This window comes from Synergistota bacterium (assembly GCA_021159885.1).
Taxonomy (GTDB): Bacteria; Synergistota; GBS-1; order GBS-1; family GBS-1; genus AUK310.
The window spans coordinates 1-21,712 of sequence record JAGHDO010000024.1; the positions used below are offsets into that span (position 1 = coordinate 1).

The 21,712-nt window shown below is 40.0% G+C and carries 25 protein-coding genes; 12 read left to right on the top strand and 13 right to left on the bottom strand.

Features of this window, described 5'->3' with window-relative positions:
- The 13 genes from J7M13_01955 to dnaA form a co-directional block, all read right to left on the bottom strand.
- The coding region (locus tag J7M13_01955; GenBank protein MCD6362753.1) for a bifunctional enoyl-CoA hydratase/phosphate acetyltransferase at positions 1 to 854 on the bottom strand (854 nt) is incomplete at its 3' end.
- Positions 851 to 1,927 carry a butyrate kinase gene (gene buk, locus J7M13_01960; GenBank protein MCD6362754.1) on the bottom strand — a complete coding sequence of 359 codons (1,077 nt, stop codon included), beginning with the start codon at positions 1,925 to 1,927 and terminating at the stop codon, positions 851 to 853. The genes J7M13_01955 and buk, both read right to left, overlap by 4 nt.
- Positions 1,924 to 2,811, bottom strand: coding sequence for a branched-chain-amino-acid transaminase (ilvE, locus tag J7M13_01965; GenBank protein MCD6362755.1), 888 nt, complete (start codon positions 2,809 to 2,811; stop codon positions 1,924 to 1,926). The genes buk and ilvE overlap by 4 nt, the downstream gene beginning before the upstream one ends.
- Positions 2,804 to 3,595: a creatininase family protein gene (locus tag J7M13_01970; GenBank protein MCD6362756.1), complete on the bottom strand. Its 792-nt coding sequence runs from the start codon at positions 3,593 to 3,595 to the stop codon at positions 2,804 to 2,806. Before J7M13_01970 ends, ilvE begins: the two co-directional genes overlap by 8 nt.
- Positions 3,558 to 4,271 (bottom strand): CDP-diacylglycerol--serine O-phosphatidyltransferase, encoded by a 714-nt coding sequence (gene pssA / locus J7M13_01975; protein MCD6362757.1) that lies wholly within the window; start codon positions 4,269 to 4,271, stop codon positions 3,558 to 3,560. The genes J7M13_01970 and pssA overlap by 38 nt, the downstream gene beginning before the upstream one ends.
- Complete coding sequence (locus J7M13_01980; GenBank protein MCD6362758.1) at positions 4,231 to 4,896, bottom strand: phosphatidylserine decarboxylase; 666 nt, start codon at positions 4,894 to 4,896, stop codon at positions 4,231 to 4,233. Before J7M13_01980 ends, pssA begins: the two co-directional genes overlap by 41 nt.
- Positions 4,877 to 7,243, bottom strand: a complete 2,367-nt coding sequence (gyrA, locus tag J7M13_01985) for a DNA gyrase subunit A (protein ID MCD6362759.1) — start codon at positions 7,241 to 7,243, stop codon at positions 4,877 to 4,879. The genes J7M13_01980 and gyrA overlap by 20 nt, the downstream gene beginning before the upstream one ends.
- Complete coding sequence (gene gyrB / locus J7M13_01990) at positions 7,240 to 9,135, bottom strand: DNA topoisomerase (ATP-hydrolyzing) subunit B (GenBank protein MCD6362760.1); 1,896 nt, start codon at positions 9,133 to 9,135, stop codon at positions 7,240 to 7,242. Before gyrB ends, gyrA begins: the two co-directional genes overlap by 4 nt.
- A complete protein-coding gene (locus tag J7M13_01995; protein MCD6362761.1) occupies positions 9,128 to 9,364 on the bottom strand; it encodes a hypothetical protein in 237 nt (78 codons plus the stop codon). The genes gyrB and J7M13_01995 overlap by 8 nt, the downstream gene beginning before the upstream one ends.
- A 5-nt stretch (positions 9,365 to 9,369) precedes the next feature.
- Positions 9,370 to 9,657 carry a DUF721 domain-containing protein gene (locus tag J7M13_02000; GenBank protein ID MCD6362762.1) on the bottom strand — a complete coding sequence of 96 codons (288 nt, stop codon included), beginning with the start codon at positions 9,655 to 9,657 and terminating at the stop codon, positions 9,370 to 9,372.
- Complete coding sequence (recF, locus tag J7M13_02005) at positions 9,629 to 10,660, bottom strand: DNA replication and repair protein RecF (protein MCD6362763.1); 1,032 nt, start codon at positions 10,658 to 10,660, stop codon at positions 9,629 to 9,631. Before recF ends, J7M13_02000 begins: the two co-directional genes overlap by 29 nt.
- Positions 10,650 to 11,756, bottom strand: coding sequence for a DNA polymerase III subunit beta (gene dnaN, locus J7M13_02010; protein MCD6362764.1), 1,107 nt, complete (start codon positions 11,754 to 11,756; stop codon positions 10,650 to 10,652). Before dnaN ends, recF begins: the two co-directional genes overlap by 11 nt.
- A gap of 187 nt (positions 11,757 to 11,943) precedes the next feature.
- The gene (dnaA, locus tag J7M13_02015) at positions 11,944 to 13,284 is read right to left on the bottom strand and encodes a chromosomal replication initiator protein DnaA (protein ID MCD6362765.1); all 1,341 of its coding nucleotides are present in this window, start codon (positions 13,282 to 13,284) and stop codon (positions 11,944 to 11,946) included.
- A gap of 197 nt (positions 13,285 to 13,481) precedes the next feature.
- Here dnaA and rpmH point away from each other — a divergent pair, with 197 nt between their 5' ends.
- From rpmH to J7M13_02075, 12 genes are all read left to right on the top strand, one after another.
- The gene (gene rpmH / locus J7M13_02020; protein MCD6362766.1) at positions 13,482 to 13,616 is read left to right on the top strand and encodes a 50S ribosomal protein L34; all 135 of its coding nucleotides are present in this window, start codon (positions 13,482 to 13,484) and stop codon (positions 13,614 to 13,616) included.
- 14 nt (positions 13,617 to 13,630) lie between these two features.
- The gene (gene rnpA, locus J7M13_02025) at positions 13,631 to 13,993 is read left to right on the top strand and encodes a ribonuclease P protein component (GenBank protein MCD6362767.1); all 363 of its coding nucleotides are present in this window, start codon (positions 13,631 to 13,633) and stop codon (positions 13,991 to 13,993) included.
- On the top strand, positions 13,956 to 14,165 hold the full coding sequence (gene yidD / locus J7M13_02030; GenBank protein MCD6362768.1) for a membrane protein insertion efficiency factor YidD: 210 nt from the start codon (positions 13,956 to 13,958) through the stop codon (positions 14,163 to 14,165). The genes rnpA and yidD overlap by 38 nt, the downstream gene beginning before the upstream one ends.
- Positions 14,166 to 14,213: 48 nt before the next feature.
- A complete protein-coding gene (locus tag J7M13_02035) occupies positions 14,214 to 14,939 on the top strand; it encodes a membrane protein insertase YidC (protein MCD6362769.1) in 726 nt (241 codons plus the stop codon).
- On the top strand, positions 14,893 to 15,465 hold the full coding sequence (locus J7M13_02040) for a KH domain-containing protein (protein ID MCD6362770.1): 573 nt from the start codon (positions 14,893 to 14,895) through the stop codon (positions 15,463 to 15,465). Before J7M13_02035 ends, J7M13_02040 begins: the two co-directional genes overlap by 47 nt.
- Positions 15,465 to 16,841 (top strand): tRNA uridine-5-carboxymethylaminomethyl(34) synthesis GTPase MnmE, encoded by a 1,377-nt coding sequence (mnmE, locus tag J7M13_02045; protein MCD6362771.1) that lies wholly within the window; start codon positions 15,465 to 15,467, stop codon positions 16,839 to 16,841. Before J7M13_02040 ends, mnmE begins: the two co-directional genes overlap by 1 nt.
- A 29-nt stretch (positions 16,842 to 16,870) precedes the next feature.
- Positions 16,871 to 17,530, top strand: coding sequence for a 16S rRNA (guanine(527)-N(7))-methyltransferase RsmG (gene rsmG, locus J7M13_02050; GenBank protein MCD6362772.1), 660 nt, complete (start codon positions 16,871 to 16,873; stop codon positions 17,528 to 17,530).
- Between the two features lie 13 nt (positions 17,531 to 17,543).
- Positions 17,544 to 18,428 (top strand): ParB/RepB/Spo0J family partition protein, encoded by an 885-nt coding sequence (locus J7M13_02055; GenBank protein ID MCD6362773.1) that lies wholly within the window; start codon positions 17,544 to 17,546, stop codon positions 18,426 to 18,428.
- Entirely contained in the window at positions 18,397 to 19,170 is a 774-nt protein-coding gene (locus J7M13_02060; protein ID MCD6362774.1) for a ParA family protein, read from the top strand. The genes J7M13_02055 and J7M13_02060 overlap by 32 nt, the downstream gene beginning before the upstream one ends.
- A 5-nt stretch (positions 19,171 to 19,175) precedes the next feature.
- On the top strand, positions 19,176 to 20,003 hold the full coding sequence (locus J7M13_02065; GenBank protein MCD6362775.1) for a ParB/RepB/Spo0J family partition protein: 828 nt from the start codon (positions 19,176 to 19,178) through the stop codon (positions 20,001 to 20,003).
- 97 nt (positions 20,004 to 20,100) lie between these two features.
- Complete coding sequence (locus J7M13_02070; GenBank protein ID MCD6362776.1) at positions 20,101 to 20,544, top strand: polymer-forming cytoskeletal protein; 444 nt, start codon at positions 20,101 to 20,103, stop codon at positions 20,542 to 20,544.
- Positions 20,545 to 20,609: 65 nt separating this feature from the next.
- Entirely contained in the window at positions 20,610 to 21,623 is a 1,014-nt protein-coding gene (locus tag J7M13_02075; GenBank protein MCD6362777.1) for a DUF3084 domain-containing protein, read from the top strand.
- Positions 21,624 to 21,712: the final 89 nt, after the last annotated feature.

The following is a 21,712-nucleotide window of genomic DNA, read 5'->3' on the forward strand; positions in this document are numbered from 1 at the left end:
GTCTCCGCACTATCCGCTCTTGAAGTTAAAACTATTGGTCGACGGGCTCCCATCACAACACCAGCAGCTACGCCTCCGCAACCATAAACAAGCGCTTTTCCTAAGAGATTTCCTGCCTCTATATCCGGTACGAGAAGGACATCTGCCTTACCAGCAACAGGACTTTTTACCCCCTTAACTTTTGCCGCCTTTGAGCAGATGGCAACATCAAGTGCAAGAGGGCCATCAACTATAGCACCCTTTATCTGCTTCCTTGCAGCCATAACGGTTAACATAGCAGCATCTACTGTGGCAGGCATTGAGTAAGTAACCGTTTCTACAGCTGCCAAAACAGCAACCTTAGGTTCTCTTATCCCTAAGAGATGCATTAACTCCAGCGCATTTTCAAGTATCTGCAACTTTTCAGCAATAGACGGAGATATAACTATTCCACCATCGGTTATAGCATACCAGCGACGTCTTCTCGGAACCTCGACTAAAAAAACATGGCTCAAGAGTCTCCCTGTTCTAAAACCCATTTCCTTATCAAGCACTATTTTTAAAAGCTCCGCAGTCTTAACAAGACCTTTCATCAGGAGATCACAAGCCCCATCTCTAACCATTTTGACAGCAATTTGAGCAGAAGAAATTGGATCGGTAGCATCAATAATCTCAAATTGATTACAATCGATATTAAGAGCCTGAACTGCTTTTTCTATCTTTTCCAATCGTCCTACTAAAATAGGTTCTGCTATCCCCTCCTTTTTAGCAAGATAAACGGCCTCCAGAACATCATAGTCTTCTGCAGAAGCAACAGCAATAGTTCTTCTCTTTCCTTCCTTAGCCATACTTAGCAGCTCTTTTAGCTTCTTCAAGATAGACCTCCCTCCTTATAGCGCTTCGCCTTCTCCTCACCTCTAAGAACACGTAGAGCTCCCAACGCTAAAGCCTCCATCTCAAACTCTCCTTCAAAAACAAAAACTTTAGCCATCCAGTCTATATATTTTTTCAGTTCCTTTACAAAAATATCATCATGAGCTATGCCTCCAGTTATAGCAATAGCATCAACTTTCCCTTGAAGAGAAGCATACATGCTTCCAATTTCCTTTGCAATTTGATAAATCATAGCTTTATAAACTACCTCTGCTTTTGAATCTCCTTTTTCTATCATCTTTCGTACTTCCCTCAGATCCGCAGTTCCTAAGTATGCTTTTACACCTCCATTTCCTGCAAGAAGTCTTTTCATTTCAGAGAAAGAATACCCACCATTAACCGCAAATTTTACAAGAGGCAAAGAGGGAAGCCCTCCAGTTCTCTCCGGAGAGAAAGGTCCCATTTCATTAGCGTTATTAACATCAACAGCTTTTCCTCTCTTAATGGCAACAACTGATATTCCTCCTCCTAAATGAGCTATAACAAAGTTTGACTCCTCAAATTTTTTTCCTATCTTCTCTGCTGTTTTTCGCGCCACTGCTCTAATGTTTAAGGCATGAAAAAGGCTTCTTTTTTTTATAAAAGGTAAACCTGTAAAACGAGCCACTTCCTCAAGCTCATCTACAGAAACGGGATCCACTATAAAAGCTGGGATGTTTGCCCTTTTTGCCAACTCAAAGGCTATTATCCCTCCTAAATTAGAAGCATGTTCCCACGGTTTACCTTTTCTAAGATCCTGTAAAACTTTTGGGGTTATAATATAAGTCCCTCCTTCTAAAGGATCTAAAACTCCTCCACGCCCTACTACCGCATCAAAAGAAGAAATATCTTCTTTTCTTCTACTCAAAACCTCTATGATCCTTCTCATTCTATAATCATATTGATCAACGACTCTTTTAAAGGAAGAAAGCTCTTGTGTAGGATGATATAAAATCTCTCTCCATAATTCTCCCTCATTATTAAAAGAAGCTATTTTTGTAGATGTAGAACCCGGATTAATAACCAACACCTTCATTTAAAAGCATCAACTCCTTCTCTGTTTATCCGCTCTCTAAACCTCCTCATTATTTCCCGGGTAATATTTCCAGGTTTTCCACTTCCTATAACCCTACCATCAACCTTGACCACAGGCACTATTTCTGCAGCAGTACCACATAAAAAGCATTCATCCGCGACATACAAGTCAAATCGAGTAAAAATGTCTTCAATTATATCTTCAATTTCTTCTATTTCCCAGGAAATCTCCAAGACTATCTCGCGTGTAATTCCTTCTAATGCTCCTACCCAAGAAGGTGGGGTTATAAGGTACCCATCCCTGATAATAAATATATTTTCTCCTGTTCCTTCTGCCACGAATCCCTCACGAGTTAGCATGATAGCTTCATGAACTCCTGCGTTAATCGCTTCCCATTTGGCTAATATGTGTGACAAATAATTAAGGCTTTTTACCTGAGGAGGTAAAATATCTCCATAGGAAGCTCTTACGGAAGAAGTTATCGCTTCTATTCCTTTTTCGTATATCTCTTTGGAGAAAAGAGCTATCTCATCTACTATTATTACAATGGTGGGTTTTGAGCACTTTGTAGGATCAAGACCAAGGTCTCCTATTCCCCGTGATACTATCAGCCTTATATAAGCTTCTTTAAGTTGGTTTTTCCTGACCGTCTCTATGACTGCTTCTTTAAGCTCATCAAATGAGAGGGGAATTTCCACAAGTATAGCTCGAGCAGATCTATAAAGCCTCTTAAGATGATCATCCAGCTTGAAAATTCTTCCATTATAAACCCTTATTCCTTCAAAAACTCCATCACCAAAAAGAAAACCTTTATCAAATACAGATATCTTTGCCTCAGAAGAAGGATAAAACTCCCCATTTATATAAACAAACCTTTCACCCATTGTTATACCCCCTTATATGCTTTATAAGTTTTACTAATTTATCCACAAGATATCTATGGTATTCTTCTCCTTTTTCATAAGAGGCTTTTGATGGAGAACCACTTACTCCCCCACTTTCCCTTGCAAGCTTTTCCATATGCTTCCTCGAAGGAAGATAGCACAACGTGTCATATGGAGATGAGGGGTCAACATAATAAAGGTATCCTTCTTTCTTTGGGGAGTCTTTCTTTGGGGAGTCTATTATTTTTTCTTTCTTAACAAGCTCCGGCCGTATAACCATCATATGAGAAGTTTCTATTTCTTCCGCATGTCCTATTTCTCCAAATTTAAACTCCTTTGAAGCATATGCAGGATCAAAGATATAAATTTCTACTTCTAAATCTTCCTTTGCTCTTGCAGAAGCAAGTTGGATCCAAGGTATATTAACTATTCTATGTCCATTTATCACTATAAAGTGCTTAAAGCCATGTTCAGAAAGAGAGGAAATTAGATCATATAGCAACTCCTCTAAAACCTCAGGTCTTATGTTAACCGTACCAGGTAAAACCATATGATGAGGCGACCAGCCATACCACAAAGGAGGAGCTACTATAGCTCCTGTCCTTGCCGAAGCTTCCTCAGCAAGAGCTATAGCTACCATTGAATCTGTTCCAAGCGGCAAGTGTCTCCCATGCTGTTCCACACTACCAATGGGTATAATTACAATGCTTTCTCCTAAACCTTCTAACTCCTCCCAGGTGAGTTCCTCAAGCCTTTTCGCTTTCACTTTCTTCCCCCTCCTCATCGTTTTTAACAGTTATAATCTTTCCCCAATCTAATCCTAAAGGGCCACTTAAAACATAAACGGACATGCTTATAAGGGGAGCCATTCGAGGAGAAGCTATTATAATTCCACAGAATATGAAGAAAAGAAGAAGAAAAACCTTCTTGTTAAGTTGACTCCTTCTGGATAGCTTTTTAAGATTTCCATACTTTACTTTGCTAACCATAAGGTAAGAAATAAAAAATATTATAGCAACCATTATGGGTAATGGAAGAGAAATCTTAGAAATGAAAAGACTGACTATAAAACCTCCTGCTGCAGTTATAGGAAGCCCTAAGAAATATGGCATTGGTTTAGATAAATTAAACCGGGCAAGCCTCAGTGCACCACATAAAACATAAACCACTCCCACCATGGCTCCGAAAAGAGCATAGTTGTGAAGCGCATAGGCATACATCAGAAGCGCAGGAGCTGCCCCAAATGAAACTATATCAGCAAGGGAATCAAATTCTTTACCAAAATCACCACTTACTCCTAACAGTCTTGCAATTTTACCATCAAGGAAGTCAAATAAGATGGCTACAACTATCAACCACGCAGCAGCAGTAAGATGTCCATGATATACAAGCATCATGGAGAGGATTCCACACATGAGATTACCGCTCGTTAGAAACGTAGGCCATCTCTCTCTTTTCATTTTCTATCACCACCCCCAAAACCGTTTCCCCTGCCTTAACCTTATCTCCTTCCCTAACAAGCAAAGAAACATGGGGAGGAAGATAAAGATCGACACGAGAACCCAATTTTATAATCCCAAATCTTTCACCTTTCCTAAGGTAATCCCCTTCCTCAGGATAGGTAACTATTCTTCTTGCCACAAAACCAGCTATTTGAACCAGAAGAACAGGAACCCTCCCTCTTAAGCCCAGATAACTTCTTTCATTTATTTCCGATGTCTTTGGAGCAAATGCCACCTTTTTAGCACCAGGTACATACTCTTTATAAACGACCTTTCCATCCAAAGGCGCTCTATTCACATGAACATCCAGTAAACTCATGAATATACTGATCTTTTTCGAGGGAGCGTTTAAAAACCTTCCCTCAAAAGTATCAGATATCTCTATTATTTTCCCGTCTGCTGGGGAAACTATCACTTCTTCCCCACAAGGAGCAACTCTATCTGGATCTCTGAAAAAATAAAGTAAACCAAGGAACACAAACCAGAAGGGCAGAGAAAGCCAAGGGGAAAACATAGAAATAACGCTGGCTATGATTAAAAAGGCATATATTATCCTTCTGCCCTCAGGTGCTAACGAGAACATCTACAACTTCATCTCCTTCCCCCAATCTTAAAACCTTTGCACCTCTTCTGGTTCTAGATAGTAGAGGAATATCTCCTGCCGATAGCCTACAAATCGATCCCTTCTTAGTGAGCGCCAGAATTTCGGCATCTCCGCTGACATTCCAGCACCCGACTATCTTACCCTGCCGGATACTTGGCGGGTAAAGATAAACACCCTTGCCAGCTCGGTTTCTCAACGGTATTTCCTCAATAAGTATTCTCTTTGCAAAGCCATTTGAGGTAAATATCAGCATTTCCTTTCCCCTAACTATTTCCGCCCCCGCGAGAGTTTCATTATCTCCCACGGAAAGCGCTTTTAACCCACCGCTGGCGGGGTTAGAAGCCCTTATAGACGATGTATCGAGGCGAAAGCCCTTACCGGAGTCAGATAAAAGCACCACTTCCTCTTCATTCTCTCCAAACCTGACCCTTACTATCTCATCTCCTTCTTCAAGCCTTATAAGCTTCCTTCCCGCTTTTCTTCTAACCTCTCCGAGCAGATCAAGTCCAACCTTTTTAATATAGCCCTTCTTTGTAAATATATAAACGTAATCCTTCTCTTTAAGAACCTTAAAGGCAACCGGTTTATCCTCTCCAAGATCGAAGAGGGTTCTTAAACTTATACCTCTTCCAGCGAACGCTTGCGAGGGGAGCTTCTCCCCATCTATAGCAAGCGAAAAAACTCTCCCTCCACTTGTAAATATCAATAGTCTGTCCCCACTTTCAGCGCTCGTAACCATAAGGGGCATATCTCCTCCAACGAGTTCGAGCTTCGTCCTCGTTCTCCTATCACTTGCTTCCTTAAGTCGGATATAACCCTCATGGGAAAGCGTTACTATATACTCTTTACTCGGAAGCTCAGGATCTGGAGGTCTGAAACCAAGTATCTCGGTTCTCCTCTTATCTGTATACTTTCTCCTAATCTCAAGGAGTTCTTCCCTTATTAAAGAATAGAGCTTTTCTCTGCTCTCGAGTATTTCCTTAAGCTCAGCTATAAGCTTGACCTTCTCCCGATACTCCTCCTCTATCTTGCTCCTCTCAAGACGGGTTAGCCTACCTAAGGGCATTTTCAGTATCTCTTCAGCCTGGAGCTCGCTGAGGTTGAGCCTCTTTATAAGCTTTTCCTTCGCCTCCTCCTGAGTTTTCGAGGCTCTTATCAAGGTGATCACAAGATCTATGTTGTCCAAAGCTATCTTAAATCCCAGCAGGATATGCGCTCTTCTTTCAGCATTTCTCAGTCTAAAGCGAGTTCTTCGTCTGACGACATCGCATCGGTGGTCAAAGTAGACCCTGAGCATATCCTTGATACCCATAATTTTAGGTGTTCCATCAACGAGAGCGAGGTTAATCACACTAAACGTCGTCTCAAGCTGTGTATGTTTATAAAGACCTGCCAAGACCGCCTCAGGTAAGGCTCCTCTACTCACCTCGACTACTATTCTCATTCCTCTTCTATCGCTCTCATCCCTCAGATCAGAAATACCCTCTATTCTCCTTGATCTTGCGAGATCAGCAATGGTTTTAATAAGCTGAGATTTACTAACATTGTAAGGTATCTCAGTTATAACAACCCTATTAACCCTCCCACGCTCTATATGAGCTCTTCCTCTGACGAGAATTCTACCTCTGCCCGTTTTCATATACTCTCTTATACCCTCTGTTCCGCAGACTATTCCTCCCGTGGGAAAATCTGGACCCCTTATTATCTTCGCTAACTCATCCATCGAAGCATTAGGATACTCTATAAGATATACAAGGGCATCTATAATCTCACCGAGATTATGAGGGGGAATAGATGATGCCATTCCTACAGCTATTCCAGAAGTTCCATTCACCAATAGATTTGGGATTTTGGACGGCAAAACCACCGGTTCATTTAAGGAACCATCGAAGTTTGGCGCCCAGTCTACCGTATCCTCCTCAAGCTCCCCTAAAACCTCCATTCCTATCCACGACAGGCGGGCCTCGGTATACCTCATGGCGGCGGGTGGATCCCCATCCACTGATCCAAAGTTCCCCTGACCCTCAACTAAAGGATATCTATATGAGAAATCTTGCGCCATTCTAACGAGAGCATCATAAACTGACGCATCTCCATGAGGGTGATATTTACCGAGAACCTCTCCAACCACACGTGCGCTCTTTTTAAAGGGAGCCCCCGGTTTTAAATTGAGCTCTCTCATAGCATATAGAATCCTTCTTTGAACAGGCTTTAAGCCATCTCTTGCATCAGGTATAGCTCTTCCCACTATAACGCTCATCGCATAGTCGAGATAGCTGTACTTAAGTTCGCGCTCAAAAGCAAGATTTATCAGTCTACCCATCATACGTCCAGACTCCTTACCTCCTTAGCATGTGTTTGGATAAACCTTCTTCTTGGCTCAACCCTATCTCCCATAAGAACCTCAAGTAACCTCTCAGCTTCAACGGCATCTTCTATCTTCACCCTATAGAGGACCCTTCTTGCGGGATCCATTGTCGTTCTCCAGAGAGTCTCAGGGTTCATCTCACCCAACCCCTTATACCTTTGAACGATAATCTTTCCCCTCCCATCGCTTTCTTTAAGAAGAGATTGAAGCTCTTCTTCCTTGTAGAGATATCTCTCATCTTTACCCATTTTAACATAGTAGAGAGGAGGCTGAGCTATATATAGATATCCCCCTTCTATAACAGGTCTCGCGTGTCTAAAGAAAAAGGTCAAAAGAAGAGCTCTTATATGAGCGCCATCTATATCCGCGTCTGTCATAAGAATTATCTTATGATATCTCAATCTTCCTATATCAAAGCTCTCTCCTATACCCGTTCCAAGAGCAGAGATCAAGGCTCTTATTTCCTCATTCTTAAGTATCTTCGTCATATTTGCTTTCTCAACGTTAAGTATCTTTCCCTTTAGAGGAAGTATTGCTTGAAAGGCCCTATCCCTGCCCTGCTTAGCTGACCCCCCTGCTGATTCTCCCTCAACTATAAAGAGCTCTGCCTTTTCAGGATCCCTCGTCTGACAATCCGCGAGCTTACCCGGAAGGGAATCGCTTGAGAGAAGGCTCTTTCTCCTAACGAGCTCCCTCGCTCTTCTTGCTGCTTCCCTTGCCTGATGACTTCTTATAGCTCGTGAGACTATCTCAGAAAGTATTTTCAGATTCGCTTCAAAAAATAGGGTAAGTCTGCTTCTTAATATATCCTCTACTGCAGACTTAACATAAGGATTTCCAAGCTTGGTTTTAGTCTGTCCCTCAAATTGAGGCTCTGGAAGCTTAACCGAGAGAACCGCAATTATTCCCTCCTTTATGTCCTCCCAGTTCAAACGTGGATCTTTACCTTTAAGTATTCCATGGGTCCTTGAGATCTCATTAATTACTCTGGTTAATGCAACTTTAAAGCCTATAAGATGAGTTCCTCCCTCTTCGTTTCTTATAAGGTTTGCGAAAGCAAGTACCTTATCATCGACATTATCAACGTGAGTAAATGCAAGAGAGAGAATAAGATTCTCCTTTTCTCCCGATACGGAGATAATAGGATATGCTTCCTTTTTGTCTCCACAAAGAAATTTTACAAACCCTTCAAGTCCGCTTTTCTCATAGAAAGTTTCTTCTCTTCCAGCTTTTTCATCAACAAGGACGATCTTAAGACCAGGTATAAGAAAGGATATTTCCCTAAGTCTTTCTCTTATAAGGGAATAATCAAAAGCGAGCTTTTCCTCGAATATCTCCGGATCAGGCTTAAAGGTTATTTCTGTACCCGTTTGGGCAGAAAAACCAATAACTCTAACCGGTTCAACGGGTTTACCACGCTCGTATCTTTGTCTGTAAACCTTTCCATCTCTGAAAACCCTTGCCTCAAGCCATTCACTTAGCGCATTAACTACTGAAACTCCTACACCGTGGAGCCCTCCCGAAACCTTATAGGCCTTGTTAGAAAACTTTCCTCCCGCATGAAGATAGGTCATAACCGTCTCTAAGGCAGGCTTTTTCGTCTTAGGATGAAGATCAACAGGTATACCTCTCCCATTATCAAAGACGGATACGCTCTCATCTTTTCTCAAGACAACTTTAACGAAATTGCAATAACCAGCAAGAGCTTCATCAACAGCATTATCAACGACTTCGAATAGAAGATGATGATATCCTCTTTTACCAGTATCTCCTATATACATCCCTGGTCTCTTTCTAACAGCCTCTATACCTTCAAGGACATCTATTTCTTTGGCGGTATACTTAGACATTCCTCCTATCCCTCCATCTTTTAATTCTATCTACTATCGTAGAAACAAGAGAATTAGTGTATATACCCTTACCATCGACCGTTATTACAAGAGTCCTATGTGTAGAAGCTCCATCACTCTCGACTATTTCTATATTTAGCAAAGATTTATGCTCACATCCTTTTAAATTAAATATCATCAGAACATCATCGGATGAGATAACCTTTCCTCCTCCCAAAACTATATACAAACTCCTCACTTCCTTCTTAAAAATATTTGAGGCATTGGTATAAACCTCACTCCCTCTATATTATAATCCTTAAGAAGGCCTAAAAATTCCTCTTCTCTAAGCTGAAACTCCTTAGCCCATATCCCATCCCGAACCGCAACTTTTAAAATTCCTCTCTCTATTCTTAAAGGATAGCTTCTTATAGCAATTTTCTCTCCTACTATCTCATGCCATCTTATCCTCAGGGTCTCTTCCGAAAGTCTTTTCTCATGAGCTTTAAGAAGCTTAGCTATTATACTTCCTAATTTCTCCATTTTTAACCTCTAAGGCGATAAACCCTTCTCCCTCCTGAGGAGATAGAGTAGTCATAAATACCTGACAGCCAAGTTTTGATAGCTCTTTCCATACATTTTGTCTTCTTAAAGGATCGAGCTCTGCAAGAATCTCGTCTATTAGGAAAATCGGAGTAGTACCCGTCTTTATAAACGCATCTAAGGTTTTAAGATATATTTTCCAAGCTACCCATTTTTTTTCTCCTCGTGAGCCATACCTTCTTAAGGATACTCCATTTTTCATTATCTCGAATTCATCAAGGTGAGGACCAAATAAAGAAAACCCCCTTCTTATCTCATCTTTCCTACGAGAATGCATAATCTCTTTCAAAAGATCATGCTCTAATTCAATATCTAAACCCGAAGGCTTAAACTTTATCTGAATTTCCTCATCCCTAAGTAAATCAAGAAATTTTCTTCTCCTTTCCCATATATAAATAGCAAGACTTAGCATCCTTTCATCAATGATCTCAAGAAGCTTTGTATAGCTCTTGCTTTTAGACAAAATAGAATTTTTTTCCTTGAGTAATCGAAAATAGGATCTATACTTTATCAAATAGCCATCATCTACTTGGGATAAAACCCTATCAATGAAAGCTCTCCTCAATTTCGGGGGACCATCGATCATAGAGAGCTCTTCAGGAGAAAGAAACAAAACAGGTATCTTTCCTATAAGCTCTGCGCGACTGATGTGCTTTCCATTTAAAACTATTTTCTTCCCTTTATGAGTTAAAGATAATTTCACGCTGTAAAACTCTTCTTCTTTAAACTTACCTTCTATATGAGATGAGCTTTCACCCCATTTGATCGTCTCTATATCTCTCGATGTTCTAAAGGATCTTCCCCAGCAAAGCATATAGATAGCTTCAAGAAGCGTAGTTTTTCCAGCTCCATTAGGTCCAAAGAAGAGGGTTTTTTGGGAAAGCTTAAGTTCGATCGATCGAAAAGCTCTAAAGTTAAACAAGTATAGTTCATCAAGTTTCATCAGGTATAGCTACTGGCATGAGAATATATAGAAAATCGTCCTTGCCCTCCTTCGTTATAACTGCTTGTTCAAGAGCTCCTCTAAAAGCAATGGTAAAGTAATCTGCATCAACGTGCTTTAGCATATCCAAGAAAAAGCGAACATTAAAGGCTATTTTGAGATGTTCTCCCTCATATTCAACGGTAATTCTTTCTTTTCCCGCGCCAAGCTCGGGTACTTCTCCACTTAAGGTTATTTTTCCCTCCTCTATTTCAAGTTTTATAATGTTTCCCCGTTCTTTCACAAGATAGCTAATTCTTTCCATAGCAGATTCAAGCTCATCAGCTGAAACGGTAACTCTGGTAACCCAATCTGTTGGAATTACCTTTTCATATGGTGGAAATTCGGCATCTATTAATCTACTCCAGAATATTCCGTCTTCCCATTTAAACATTATTTCTCCTTTTACTTCGTACATCTCTATTTTACCCAAGGTTATTATTCTTCGTAGTTCCTCAAGGGTAGTTATGGGTATTAGATACTTTCCTGTTTTATTCGTTGAAACCGGCATTTTTGTAAGAGCAAGTCTCTTGGCGTCCGTAGAAACCATTCTAAGTTCTCCTTCCTTAATTTCAAAGAGCGTTCCTGAAAGATATGGAGGTATCTCATCATGAGGAGAACCTGCAAAAGATGTTTCTCTTATCATTTTAGACAAAAGATCGCACTCGGTTTCGAAGATAAGTTCACACTCATCGAGGGCTGGAAATTCGGGATAATCTTCAACAGGATAGGTAGTAAAGGTATATTCTATTCCTTCCGCTTTCAAATGTAATATGTTTTCCCTTGCCTCAAGTTCTACAGGACGTTCAGGAAGCTTTCTTACTATGTTATAGAAGTTTTTCAAAGGAATAATAACTTTTCCCTCTTCAGATATCTCTATAGCTTTAACTTCAGTTTGGATACCTATTTTAAGATCTGTTCCTTTAAAGCTTACCTTTCCTTCCTTTGTTTCTACCAAGCTTCCTGAAAGTATGGTTATAGAGCTACCGGGATTTATCGCCCTTGCTACAAGCTGCAATCCTCTTAAGAGCTCTTCTCTTTCCACAAGAATCTTCATTATTGATCCCTCCTAATATTAAAAGATTGACTTAAAGTAGTTAGAGTAATAGGAATGGAAAATTTGTGGAAAACATGCTTTGGCTCTTATCTTACCGTTTATATCATGGTTTATAAACCTGTGGAAAAGATCTGGGACTTTTCCACAGGTTTCACAGAACAAGTGCATAGCGAAAAGTTATCCACATTTATACACCAAGCCTTCCACGAATTTTTTCAATACGCTTTCTTAAGTCTGGATTTTTTTTCATTATTTGAGAGATTTTCTTATGAGCATGTAAAACAGTGGTATGATCTTTTTTTCTAAATGCTTTGCTTATCTGCTGGAGAGAAAGATTAGTAAGTTCTCTTGATAAATACATGGCTACTTGTCTTGGAAGAGCTATCTCCTGAGCCCTTTTATCGCTTAACAGGTCGGCAATAGATATATTAAACTCTGCTGCAACTGTTTCTTTTATTTCATCAACGCTTATTTCTCCACGCTTGCTTGGTAATATATCCTTAAGTATCTCAGCTGCCTTTGATACCGTTATTTCCTCATCGGTATGTAAGGAAAAGTGAGCTACAAGCTTTATCAGAGCTCCCTCAAGCTCTCTTATATTCGATGTAAAGTTCTCTGCTATAAACACTACTACATCTTCAGGAAGCTCCACGTTTTCAAGTTCCATTTTCTTCTTTAAGATTGCAACTCTCGTTTCATAATCTGGAGGCTGAATATCTGCGAGTAAACCCCATTCGAATCTTGATATTAATCTATCCTCAAGGTCTGGAATTTCCTTTGGGGGTCTATCGCTTGAAATAACTATCTGTTTATTAGCTTCGTAAAGCGTGTTAAAAGTGTGGAAAAATTCCTCTTGAGTTCCTTCTTTACCCGAAAGGAATTGAATATCATCTATAAGAAGAAGATCCACTCCTCTATACTTTTTTCTAAAATCGTTGGTTCTATCATCTCTTATTGCATTTATAAGCTCATTGGTGAATTTCTCTGAAGATACGTATACTACCTTGGTATAGGGATTCTTTTTAAGCACATAGTGAGCGATAGCATGCATAAGATGAGTTTTTCCAAGCCCCACGCCTCCATAGATAAATAAAGGATTATATGTTCTTCCAGGTGATTCTGCGACTGCTAAAGCCGCTGCATGCGCAAGTTTATTACACTTTCCAACAACGAAAGTTTCGAAAACATATTTCGGGTTTAGTCCATAGTATCTATAGTCAAGTTGTACTCTTTCTGGATAAGGGGGCTCGCTTTCCCTTGCTGAGAGACTTTGGTTTTCTTCTTTTGGAATGGTGAGCCTTATAGTAAGATTTTTTCCCGCTATCTCAGAAGCAATATTTTCTATCGTTTTTAAAAATCTTCTTTTGATTTGGTCTACCGTGAACTTATTTGGGGCCTTTAGGATTAGCTCTTCCTCGCTCAAAGCTACAGGCTTTAAGCTCCTTACCCAGCTTTCAAAGCTTGGTTTCGAAATGACTTCCTTAAGCTTCTTCAGTGATTTTTCCCATAGCTCATCTGCGCTAAACATGTTCATCACCATCCACATAATTCACAAATCCCTGTGGATAAAATTTCCTCGTTATTCTAAGGGGTTGGTCTTATAGTATCCACAGAGTTATCCACATGTGGATAAACTCAACCTTATCATAACAAAAGCCTTCCCCGTTGACAAGAAGTATTATAGAAGGTATAGTTTAGAAGGCGAGGAAGGGGGGATGATCGGCGATGAAGAGAACGTATCAACCGCACAACATACGTAGAAAAAGAACGCATGGTTTCTTGGCAAGAATGTCGACGCCGAGTGGGAGAAGGATAATCAAAAGAAGGAGAAAGAAGGGTCGGTGGCGTCTCACAGTCTAAGATTTCCGAAGGAGGTGAGGTTAAGGAAGAGTCAAGAAATTATAGAAGTCGTGAAGAAGGGAAAAGTCCTCAAGGAGAGGGATTTCCTTTTCTTTTTTCTATCTAAAGGGAATGGTCCCTCAAAGTTTGGCTGTATAGTTCCTAAAAAGATTGGAAATGCTCCTGAGAGAAACAGGATTAAAAGATTGCTTCGAGAGATTTTCAGGTTGAATAGGTGGCGTTTAAGAGAAGGCTTTTGGATGATAGTTATGGTAAAACCGGGAGCTCAGGGGAGAAATCTCTGGTATTGGTGGAGTAAGCTTGAAAAGGTTTGGAAAGAAGCGGGGGTGATTAGAGAGGATGAGGAAAGTCATTCTTCAACTTATTCTGATTTATAGAAAGTTTATCTCTCCTCTTTATCCCCCCTCCTGTCGTTTTACCCCTACATGTTCAGCGTATGCTTATGAGGCCATACAGAGATATGGTTTAATTAAGGGAGGATATCTTGCCTTAAGAAGGATATTGAAGTGTCATCCTTTTCATCCGGGGGGTTATGATCCGGTTCCGTAGGAAGGAGGGAATAGTTTGAGTAGTATATGGCAATCTGCCAGCGATTTGATGCAAAGCGCTTTGTTGTTCTGCTATCACCTTACGGGCAATTCAGGCTTGGCTATAATTCTTTTGACTGTAATAATAAGACTTCTGCTTTATCCTTTAACTCATAAGCAGTTGAAATCGATGCAGCAAATGCAAAGACTTCAGCCGAGGATAAAAAGGTTACAGGAAAAATATAGAAATGATAAGGAAAAGTTGAATCAGGAGCTTATGAGACTTTATAGGGAAGAAGGGGTTAATCCTGCAGCTGGCTGTCTGCCCCTTTTAGCTCAGATGCCCATTCTGATACTGCTCTTTAGGGTCCTTATGTCTTATAAGTTTGAAAACCCCTCTTTTCTCTGGATAAAAGATTTAAGCAAGCCAGACATGATACTTTTAGCCCTTGTTGGAATAGAAACTTTTGTTCATCAGAAAATAACTACTTCTGTTGAGGCAACCCCTCAAGCAAAGATGATGACATGGTTTATGCCTCTCTTTATTTTGTTTATAGCCTACAGCCTTCCTGCGGGAGTACTGCTTTATTGGCTAACATCAAGCCTCATTGGTTTAGTGCACCAGCTTTACGTTATGAGAAAGGTAAAGCTTTCTGAGCCTACAAAGGTGAAGCTTTATAAGGAACCGCCTCGTAAGGTGAAGGAGGGACAGAAGGATGGCAGAGTGGTTGGAAGCGGAGGGAAAAACTTTGGAGGAGGCAAAGGAAAAGATTCTTCGGGAACTCGGAATGAGTGAGGAGGAGGTTGAGTGGGAGGTGTTGGAGGAAGAAAGGAGATTTCTGGGACTTTTAGGTCAGAAGGTTAAACTTCGGGGAAGGCCAAAATTGGCAGCTCATGTTGTTAAGGCGAAATCCCTTCTTAAGGAGCTTTTGAGATTAATGATGGTTGATGTAAGCGTGAGAGTTGCAGATGGGGACATGCTCATTATAGAGGGTAAAGACGCGGGTCTTCTTATAGGAAGAAGAGGAGCTACTCTAAGAGCTCTTGAAGAGTGGTTGAATATGGCAGTTTCCAAGGAGTTTTATCCAAAGCGAGTGGAGGTTGATGCGGGGGGATATAAGGAAAAAAGGAGGAAGAAGCTCAAGGAAGTAGCTTTGAAGATAGCAAGGAGGGTTGAAGAGGAAGGGAAGTCTTTCACGCTTGAACCAATGGCAGCTTGGGAGAGAAGGGTTATACATCTTGCGCTTAAAGATCATCCTCGGGTCTACACGCTAAGTATAGGAGGAGAACCTTATAGGAGGGTGGTTATAGCTCCTAAGTGATGGAGAGGGATACGATAGCTGCCTTGGCTACTCCGTGGGGGGAAGGCGGAGTTGCTATCTTAAAGGTAAGTGGACCTGATGCAATAGATATTGTTTCGAAAATCTTTAGAGGGAAGAAAAAGAACCTTAAAACCATGAAAACTTATCAGATGGCGTATGGATATATAGTAGACCCATTGACAGGATTGGAGATAGACGAGGTAATAGTTTCTCTTATGAAAGCTCCTTACAGCTATACGCGAGAAGATGTAGTTGAAATAAATTGTCATGGAGGAACCTTAGTTGCGCGCCAAATATTGGAGATTTTATTAGCGGTGGGGGCTCGCCTGGCAGAACCAGGTGAGTTTACCCGCCGCGCTTTTTTAAATGGCAGGATAGATCTTACGCAAGCGGAAGCAGTATTGGAGCTAGTAAGAGCGAGAAGTTCACAAGCGCTTAAAATAGCAACGAGAAAGCTTAAAGGGGAATTTGGAGAAAGAATAAGCTCTTTTAGGGAAAGGCTTCTCTCTCTTTCTTCTTGGGTTGAAGCCTCTCTTGACTTTCCTGAAGAGGACCTTCCTTTAATATCTCAAGAGGGAATTAGGAAAGAGATAGATCGGCTTATCCTTGAATTGAGAAAGGTAATAGAATCTGTGAGAGCAGGCTCTCTATACAGAGAAGGTATAAAAGTTGTTATATGCGGTAAGCCTAATGTCGGAAAGTCTTCTCTTTTAAACGCTCTTTTGCAAGAAGCACGAGCGATAGTTACTTCTATACCGGGTACAACACGTGATGTGATAGAAGAGGTTTTAAATGTAGGTGGTATTCCTCTGAGACTTGTAGATACAGCTGGAATAAGACAAGCGGGTGATGAGGTAGAGAGAGAGGGCGTTTTAAGAAGTGTTTCTCAGCTTGAAGAAGCTGATATCGTTCTTTTGGTTTTGGACTCATCTCAAAAGTTATCAGAAGAGGACTTTATGATAATGGATAAGCTTAAGGAAAAGAAGGTCATATTAGTATATAACAAAAAGGATCTTCCGATGAAGATAGAAGAGGAGAAAATTAGAGAAAGATTCCCAAGGAATAAAGAGGTCTGGATATCGGCATTGTATGAGGAAGGAATAGATGAGCTTAAAGAGGCGATTCTTTCTGAGGTCCAGGAGGGAGTCGACCTAAGCGGAGAAGTTTGGATGACATCATTACAGAATATAAAGCGTTTAGAAAAAGCTTTGAGCTCTTTAAATGACTCGTTGCTTGCTTTAGAAAGAGGCATGACATATGATATAGTAGCAATAGGAATAAGAGAAGCTTTACAATTCTTAGGAGAAATAACGGGGGAAGAATATACGGAAGATTTATTGAATATGATTTTTTCTCAATTTTGTGTAGGGAAATGAGAAAGCTCTTTGAAGAAGAAGGTATAAGATTGGATGAAAATCAGGAAAATAAGTTTAAGAAGTATCTTAAACTCCTTATGGAAACCCCTTTTAATATTACCTCTATTAAATCCCCCGATTTGATTATCTATAGACACTTTATAGATTCACTTAAATTAGCGCTTTTTTTAGATTTTTCTTCCTTCGAAACGGTATTAGATATTGGAAGTGGAGCGGGTTTTCCAGGAGTTCCTCTTAAAATAATACATCCTCAATTAAAATTAACTCTTTTGGAATCCTCCCGAAAGAAAGCTCTATTTTTGAAATCTTTGGTATCTGAACTTGAACTTGCAGGAGTGGAAGTATTATGGCAGAGAGCGGAAGATCTTGGAAGAGCTTCTGAAAAACGGGAAAGCTATGATTTAGTGGTAGCAAGGGCTTTGGCTTCACTAAGGGTTCTTTTAGAATTATCGCTCCCTCTCTTAAAGATTGGAGGGATTTTAGTAGCTTATAAGGGAAAAAAGTTGAAAAAAGAGATAGAAGAAGCAAAAAAGGCTTTAAAACTTTTGAATGGAACTATTGAAAGAGTGGAGGAATATATAATAAAAGGTATTGACTTTAAGGGGAATTTAGTGTTTATTAAGAAGGAAGCCTCTACTCCTTCTAAATTCCCGAGGAGACCGGGAATACCGTTTAAGAGACCTTTATAAGGAGGTGAAGATAATGTGGTTTGGAAAAACCAGGCAGGAGAAGAAAGAAGAACCAATGTTAGAACAGGCACCCTCCTCTGTTACTGATACCTCTCACAAAGAATTAAAAGAGATTCCCATTGATTCTATTGTTTTAAACCCTTATCAACCTCGTAGGATGATCGACCCAGAATCTCTTAAAGAATTAGCTGAGTCTATTAAAGAAATGGGGGTTCTCCAACCTATTATTGTTAGATCCATAGGGAAAGAAAGATATGAGCTTGTGGCAGGTGAAAGACGTTGGAGAGCTGCAAGATTAGCGGGACTTGAGAAAATACCTGCGATGATAATGGAAGCCACCGAAAAAGAAACATTAGTCTTTGCTCTTGTTGAAAACCTTCAAAGAGCAGACTTGAATCCTATAGAGGAAGCTCACGGATACAAAAGATTGATGCTGGAATTTAATTTAACTCAGGAAGAGATTGCTCAAATGGTAGGCAAAAAGCAGTCAACCATTGCTAACAAACTCAGACTTCTTAAACTTCCTTCTTTAGTTCAAGAAAGAGTGATCGATGGTACTATTACCGAAAGACATGCCAGAGCTCTTCTTAAACTCCCTTCTGAGTCGGAGATTCTAAAAGCCCTGAAACAAATAGAGCAAAGAAAGCTTAATGTGAACCAAACCGAGGAACTCGTTAATAAAATGCTTGGTTTAATTTCCCGGGAAATAAGAACCAAATCAGCCGAAACACCCCGATCTATAGAGGAACTCAGAAATCTGATTTCAAAGTTTCTTTCTAAATACGAAAAACATGGTGTTAAATTCGAAATAATCTCTGATAGTGAAACTGAGGAGTTAAGAATACGAATTTTAAGAGGTGAAGAGGATGAAAAAAACGAGGGCTATAGCTCTGGCTAATCAAAAGGGTGGTGTGGGAAAGAGTACTACGGCTGTTAATCTTTCTGCTGCCATTGCTTCTCTTGGTAAGAAAGTTCTTTTGGTTGATGTAGATCCTCAGGGAAATGCCACAAGCGGAGTCGGAATAGAGAAGGAAAAAATAGAATGTAGTTTATACGATGTTATTTTAGGAAATGTGGAGATAGAGAGAGCGATTTTAAAAAATGTTTACGTGAACTTGGATATAATACCTGCAAATATTGACCTTGCGGGAGCAGAGATAGAGATGGTTAATGCTGTTTCACGTGAAACACGCTTAAGAAGAGCTTTAGATTCATTGATGGGAAAGTATGATTATATATTTATGGATTGCCCTCCTTCTCTGGGGTTGCTTACGATAAATGCTTTAACTGCAGCTCATGCTGTTATAATTCCTATACAGTGTGAATATTATGCTCTCGAAGGATTGGGGCAACTTTTAAAAACGATAGAACTTGTTAAGGACTATTTAAACCCAAACTTAGAGATAGACGGAGTTTTATTAACTATGTTTGATGTAAGGACAAAACTATCTCAACAAGTAGCAGCGGAAGTTAAAAATTATTTTAAGGACAAGGTTTATAAGACGATTGTCCCAAGAAGTGTAAGACTTAGTGAAGCTCCAAGCTATGGTAAACCAGTTATATATTATGCTCCGAAGTCAAAAGGGGCGAAAGCTTATCTTTCTCTGGCAAGAGAGCTTTTAAGGAGAAAGCGAGGGTGATATAAATGGGTGCTAAAGTTAAAGGAGGTTTAGGTAAAGGGTTAGGGGCTTTGATTCCCTCTGCTTCTGAAGGGGAAAAGTTAAAAGAGATATCAATAGATAGTATTTCCCCAAATCCTTTTCAGCCTCGTCAAACTTGGGATGATGGGGCGCTTGAGGAGTTAGTTGCTTCGATAAGGAGATATGGAGTTCTTCAACCTATTATTGTTCGTAAAACTGATCGAGGTTATGAAGTGGTGGCAGGTGAGAGAAGGCTTAGAGCGGCTAAAAAAGCTGGGTTTACCAAGATTCCTGCGATAGTGAGGGAATTATCTGATAGAGATCTGATGGAATATGCTCTTGTTGAAAACCTTCAGAGGGAGGATCTTAATCCTATAGAGGCAGCACGGGCTATAAAGAATCTAATTGATAGATTTGGCTTGACGCAAGAGGAAGTCGCGGATCGAATTGGAAAAAAGAGATCTACGGTGGCTAATATTCTGAGGCTTTTAAAGCTTCCTTTGGAGATACAAAATATGCTTGCTGAAGGACGCATAACGATGGGGCATGCAAGAGCCATTTTATCTCTTTCTAATCCTGATGATCAGATAAAACTTGCTCAAAAGATAGTCAATAACTCTCTTTCTGTTAGGGATGTAGAAAAAGAAGTATCGAGAAAAGTTCGATTGGTAGAGAGGGATAGAAAAATTGAAGAGAAATTTTTGCGACTTTACAGAAGAAGAGTTAGAGTTAAAAGATCTCCTCAGAGAAGTGTAGAGATCTTTTTTAACAGCGATGCGGAGATGGAAAAATTTTTAGCATTTTTAGAAGACCAAGTTTCTGCTCTTTTTTAATTTCCCAGGCAATAAGGTGCTTAATTTTAAGCACCTATTTTGTTGCTTAATTTTTGTTTAGAAAAAAATTAGCATTCAATTCAGGGGGTGAAGAGTGATGGTTTTTGGGCGCTCGGAAGTACGCGTTTCTGAAAAAGAGAGGTCGGAGACGGTAGTAGGAGATGGAACTCAAATTCAGGGTACGATGAAAGCGGATGGAACTGTAAGGGTCGATGGTGTTTTTGAGGGCGAAATATATGCTGAGGGAGATGTTGTAATTGGGGAGAGAGGTGTGGTGAAAGCAACTCTTGTTGCAAAAAATATATTGATAGCAGGAAAAGTTGAAGGAAATGTCGAAGCGAGAGAAAAGCTTGAGCTTGTTGCGACAGGTAGATTAATAGGAGATATAAAAACGCCGAACTTAGTTATTGCCGATGGCGCCATATTTATAGGAAAGAGTGAGATGGTGCTGCCGGCAGATGAAGCTGGAGAAACAGAATCCTTCGAGAAATCCTCTGAATCCTTGGATAGAGAAGAGAAGGAGGAGGGGGAGGAATTTTAGATGAAGGGCTTTTCTGTGTTTCACGTGGAACATTTCTTTGTTTAAGTCTGATTGGAGAATAAAATATGGATTTTTTTAGGGAGCTTAATTGGCCTCTTTTGCTTGTTATAGTTCTTTTAAGTGCCATTATTGCTTTTATAGGAGACAGGGTAGGATGGAAGCTTGGGCGGAAGAGGTTGACATTGTGGGGGTTAAGGCCTCGTCATACAACAAGCCTTATAGCGGTTTTTACAGGATTAATGGTAGCACTTGTTACCATGCTTCTTTTATCTTTTACCGTGCCTTCGGTGCATAGAGCTCTTCTTGGTATCAAGAGTCTTCAACATGAGATGAAAATACTTTCAGCTATGTTGAAGGAAAAAAGTGAAGAGCTTAAGAAAAAAACAGAGAAGGTAAAAGAATTGGAAGCAAGGATTTCTGAGCTCAAAGAACTGGCAAGAAGGCTTAATTTAAGCATTTCAGCTATAAGAGGAAGAACTATAATATATAGAGCAGGAGAGCTCGTTTATCAAAAAGTGATAAAAGTAAGGAAGGAGGATTCTTATCTAAAAAAGGAGATGGAGAAGATTTTTAGTGAAGCAGATCTCGTTGCTAAGGGAAGAGGGGCAGAGCCGCCTTTTGAAGGAATGAGATGCGTTCTTGCTCATCCAGAGGATATAAAAAAAGCGATACTCAAATTGCGTCGCATAGATGGAGAGGCAGTTGTAAGACTGATTGCAGGAGGTAATATAGTTGTAGGAGAGTGGGTTCCTATTAGAATAAAGGTTTATCCTAATAAATTGGTGTTTAAGAAGGGTGAAAGAATATATGAGGTAGCTATTGATGGTTCTCTTCCGGAGGATCAGATAGAATATAAGCTTACGATGATATTGAATAAGGTAAGAGAAATAGCTATAAAAAAGGGGGTACTTCCTGAACCGCTGTATCGCAGAATTGGGGTGATAAGCGCAGCAGATTTTTATGAAACTATAAGTAAGATAAAGCAAGAAAGCAAAAAAGTGAGATTGGGGGTTTTTGCTAAGAAAGATATATATACTATAGGTCCTTTAGAGATCTATTTCAGGATTTTGGGTTCTTGAAATAAGCTCCTCCTTTATTTATTATATAGTGAAAATTTTACTATAGGGGAGGGGTTTTCCTTGCTTTCCGCTGAGAAAATGGTCTTGGA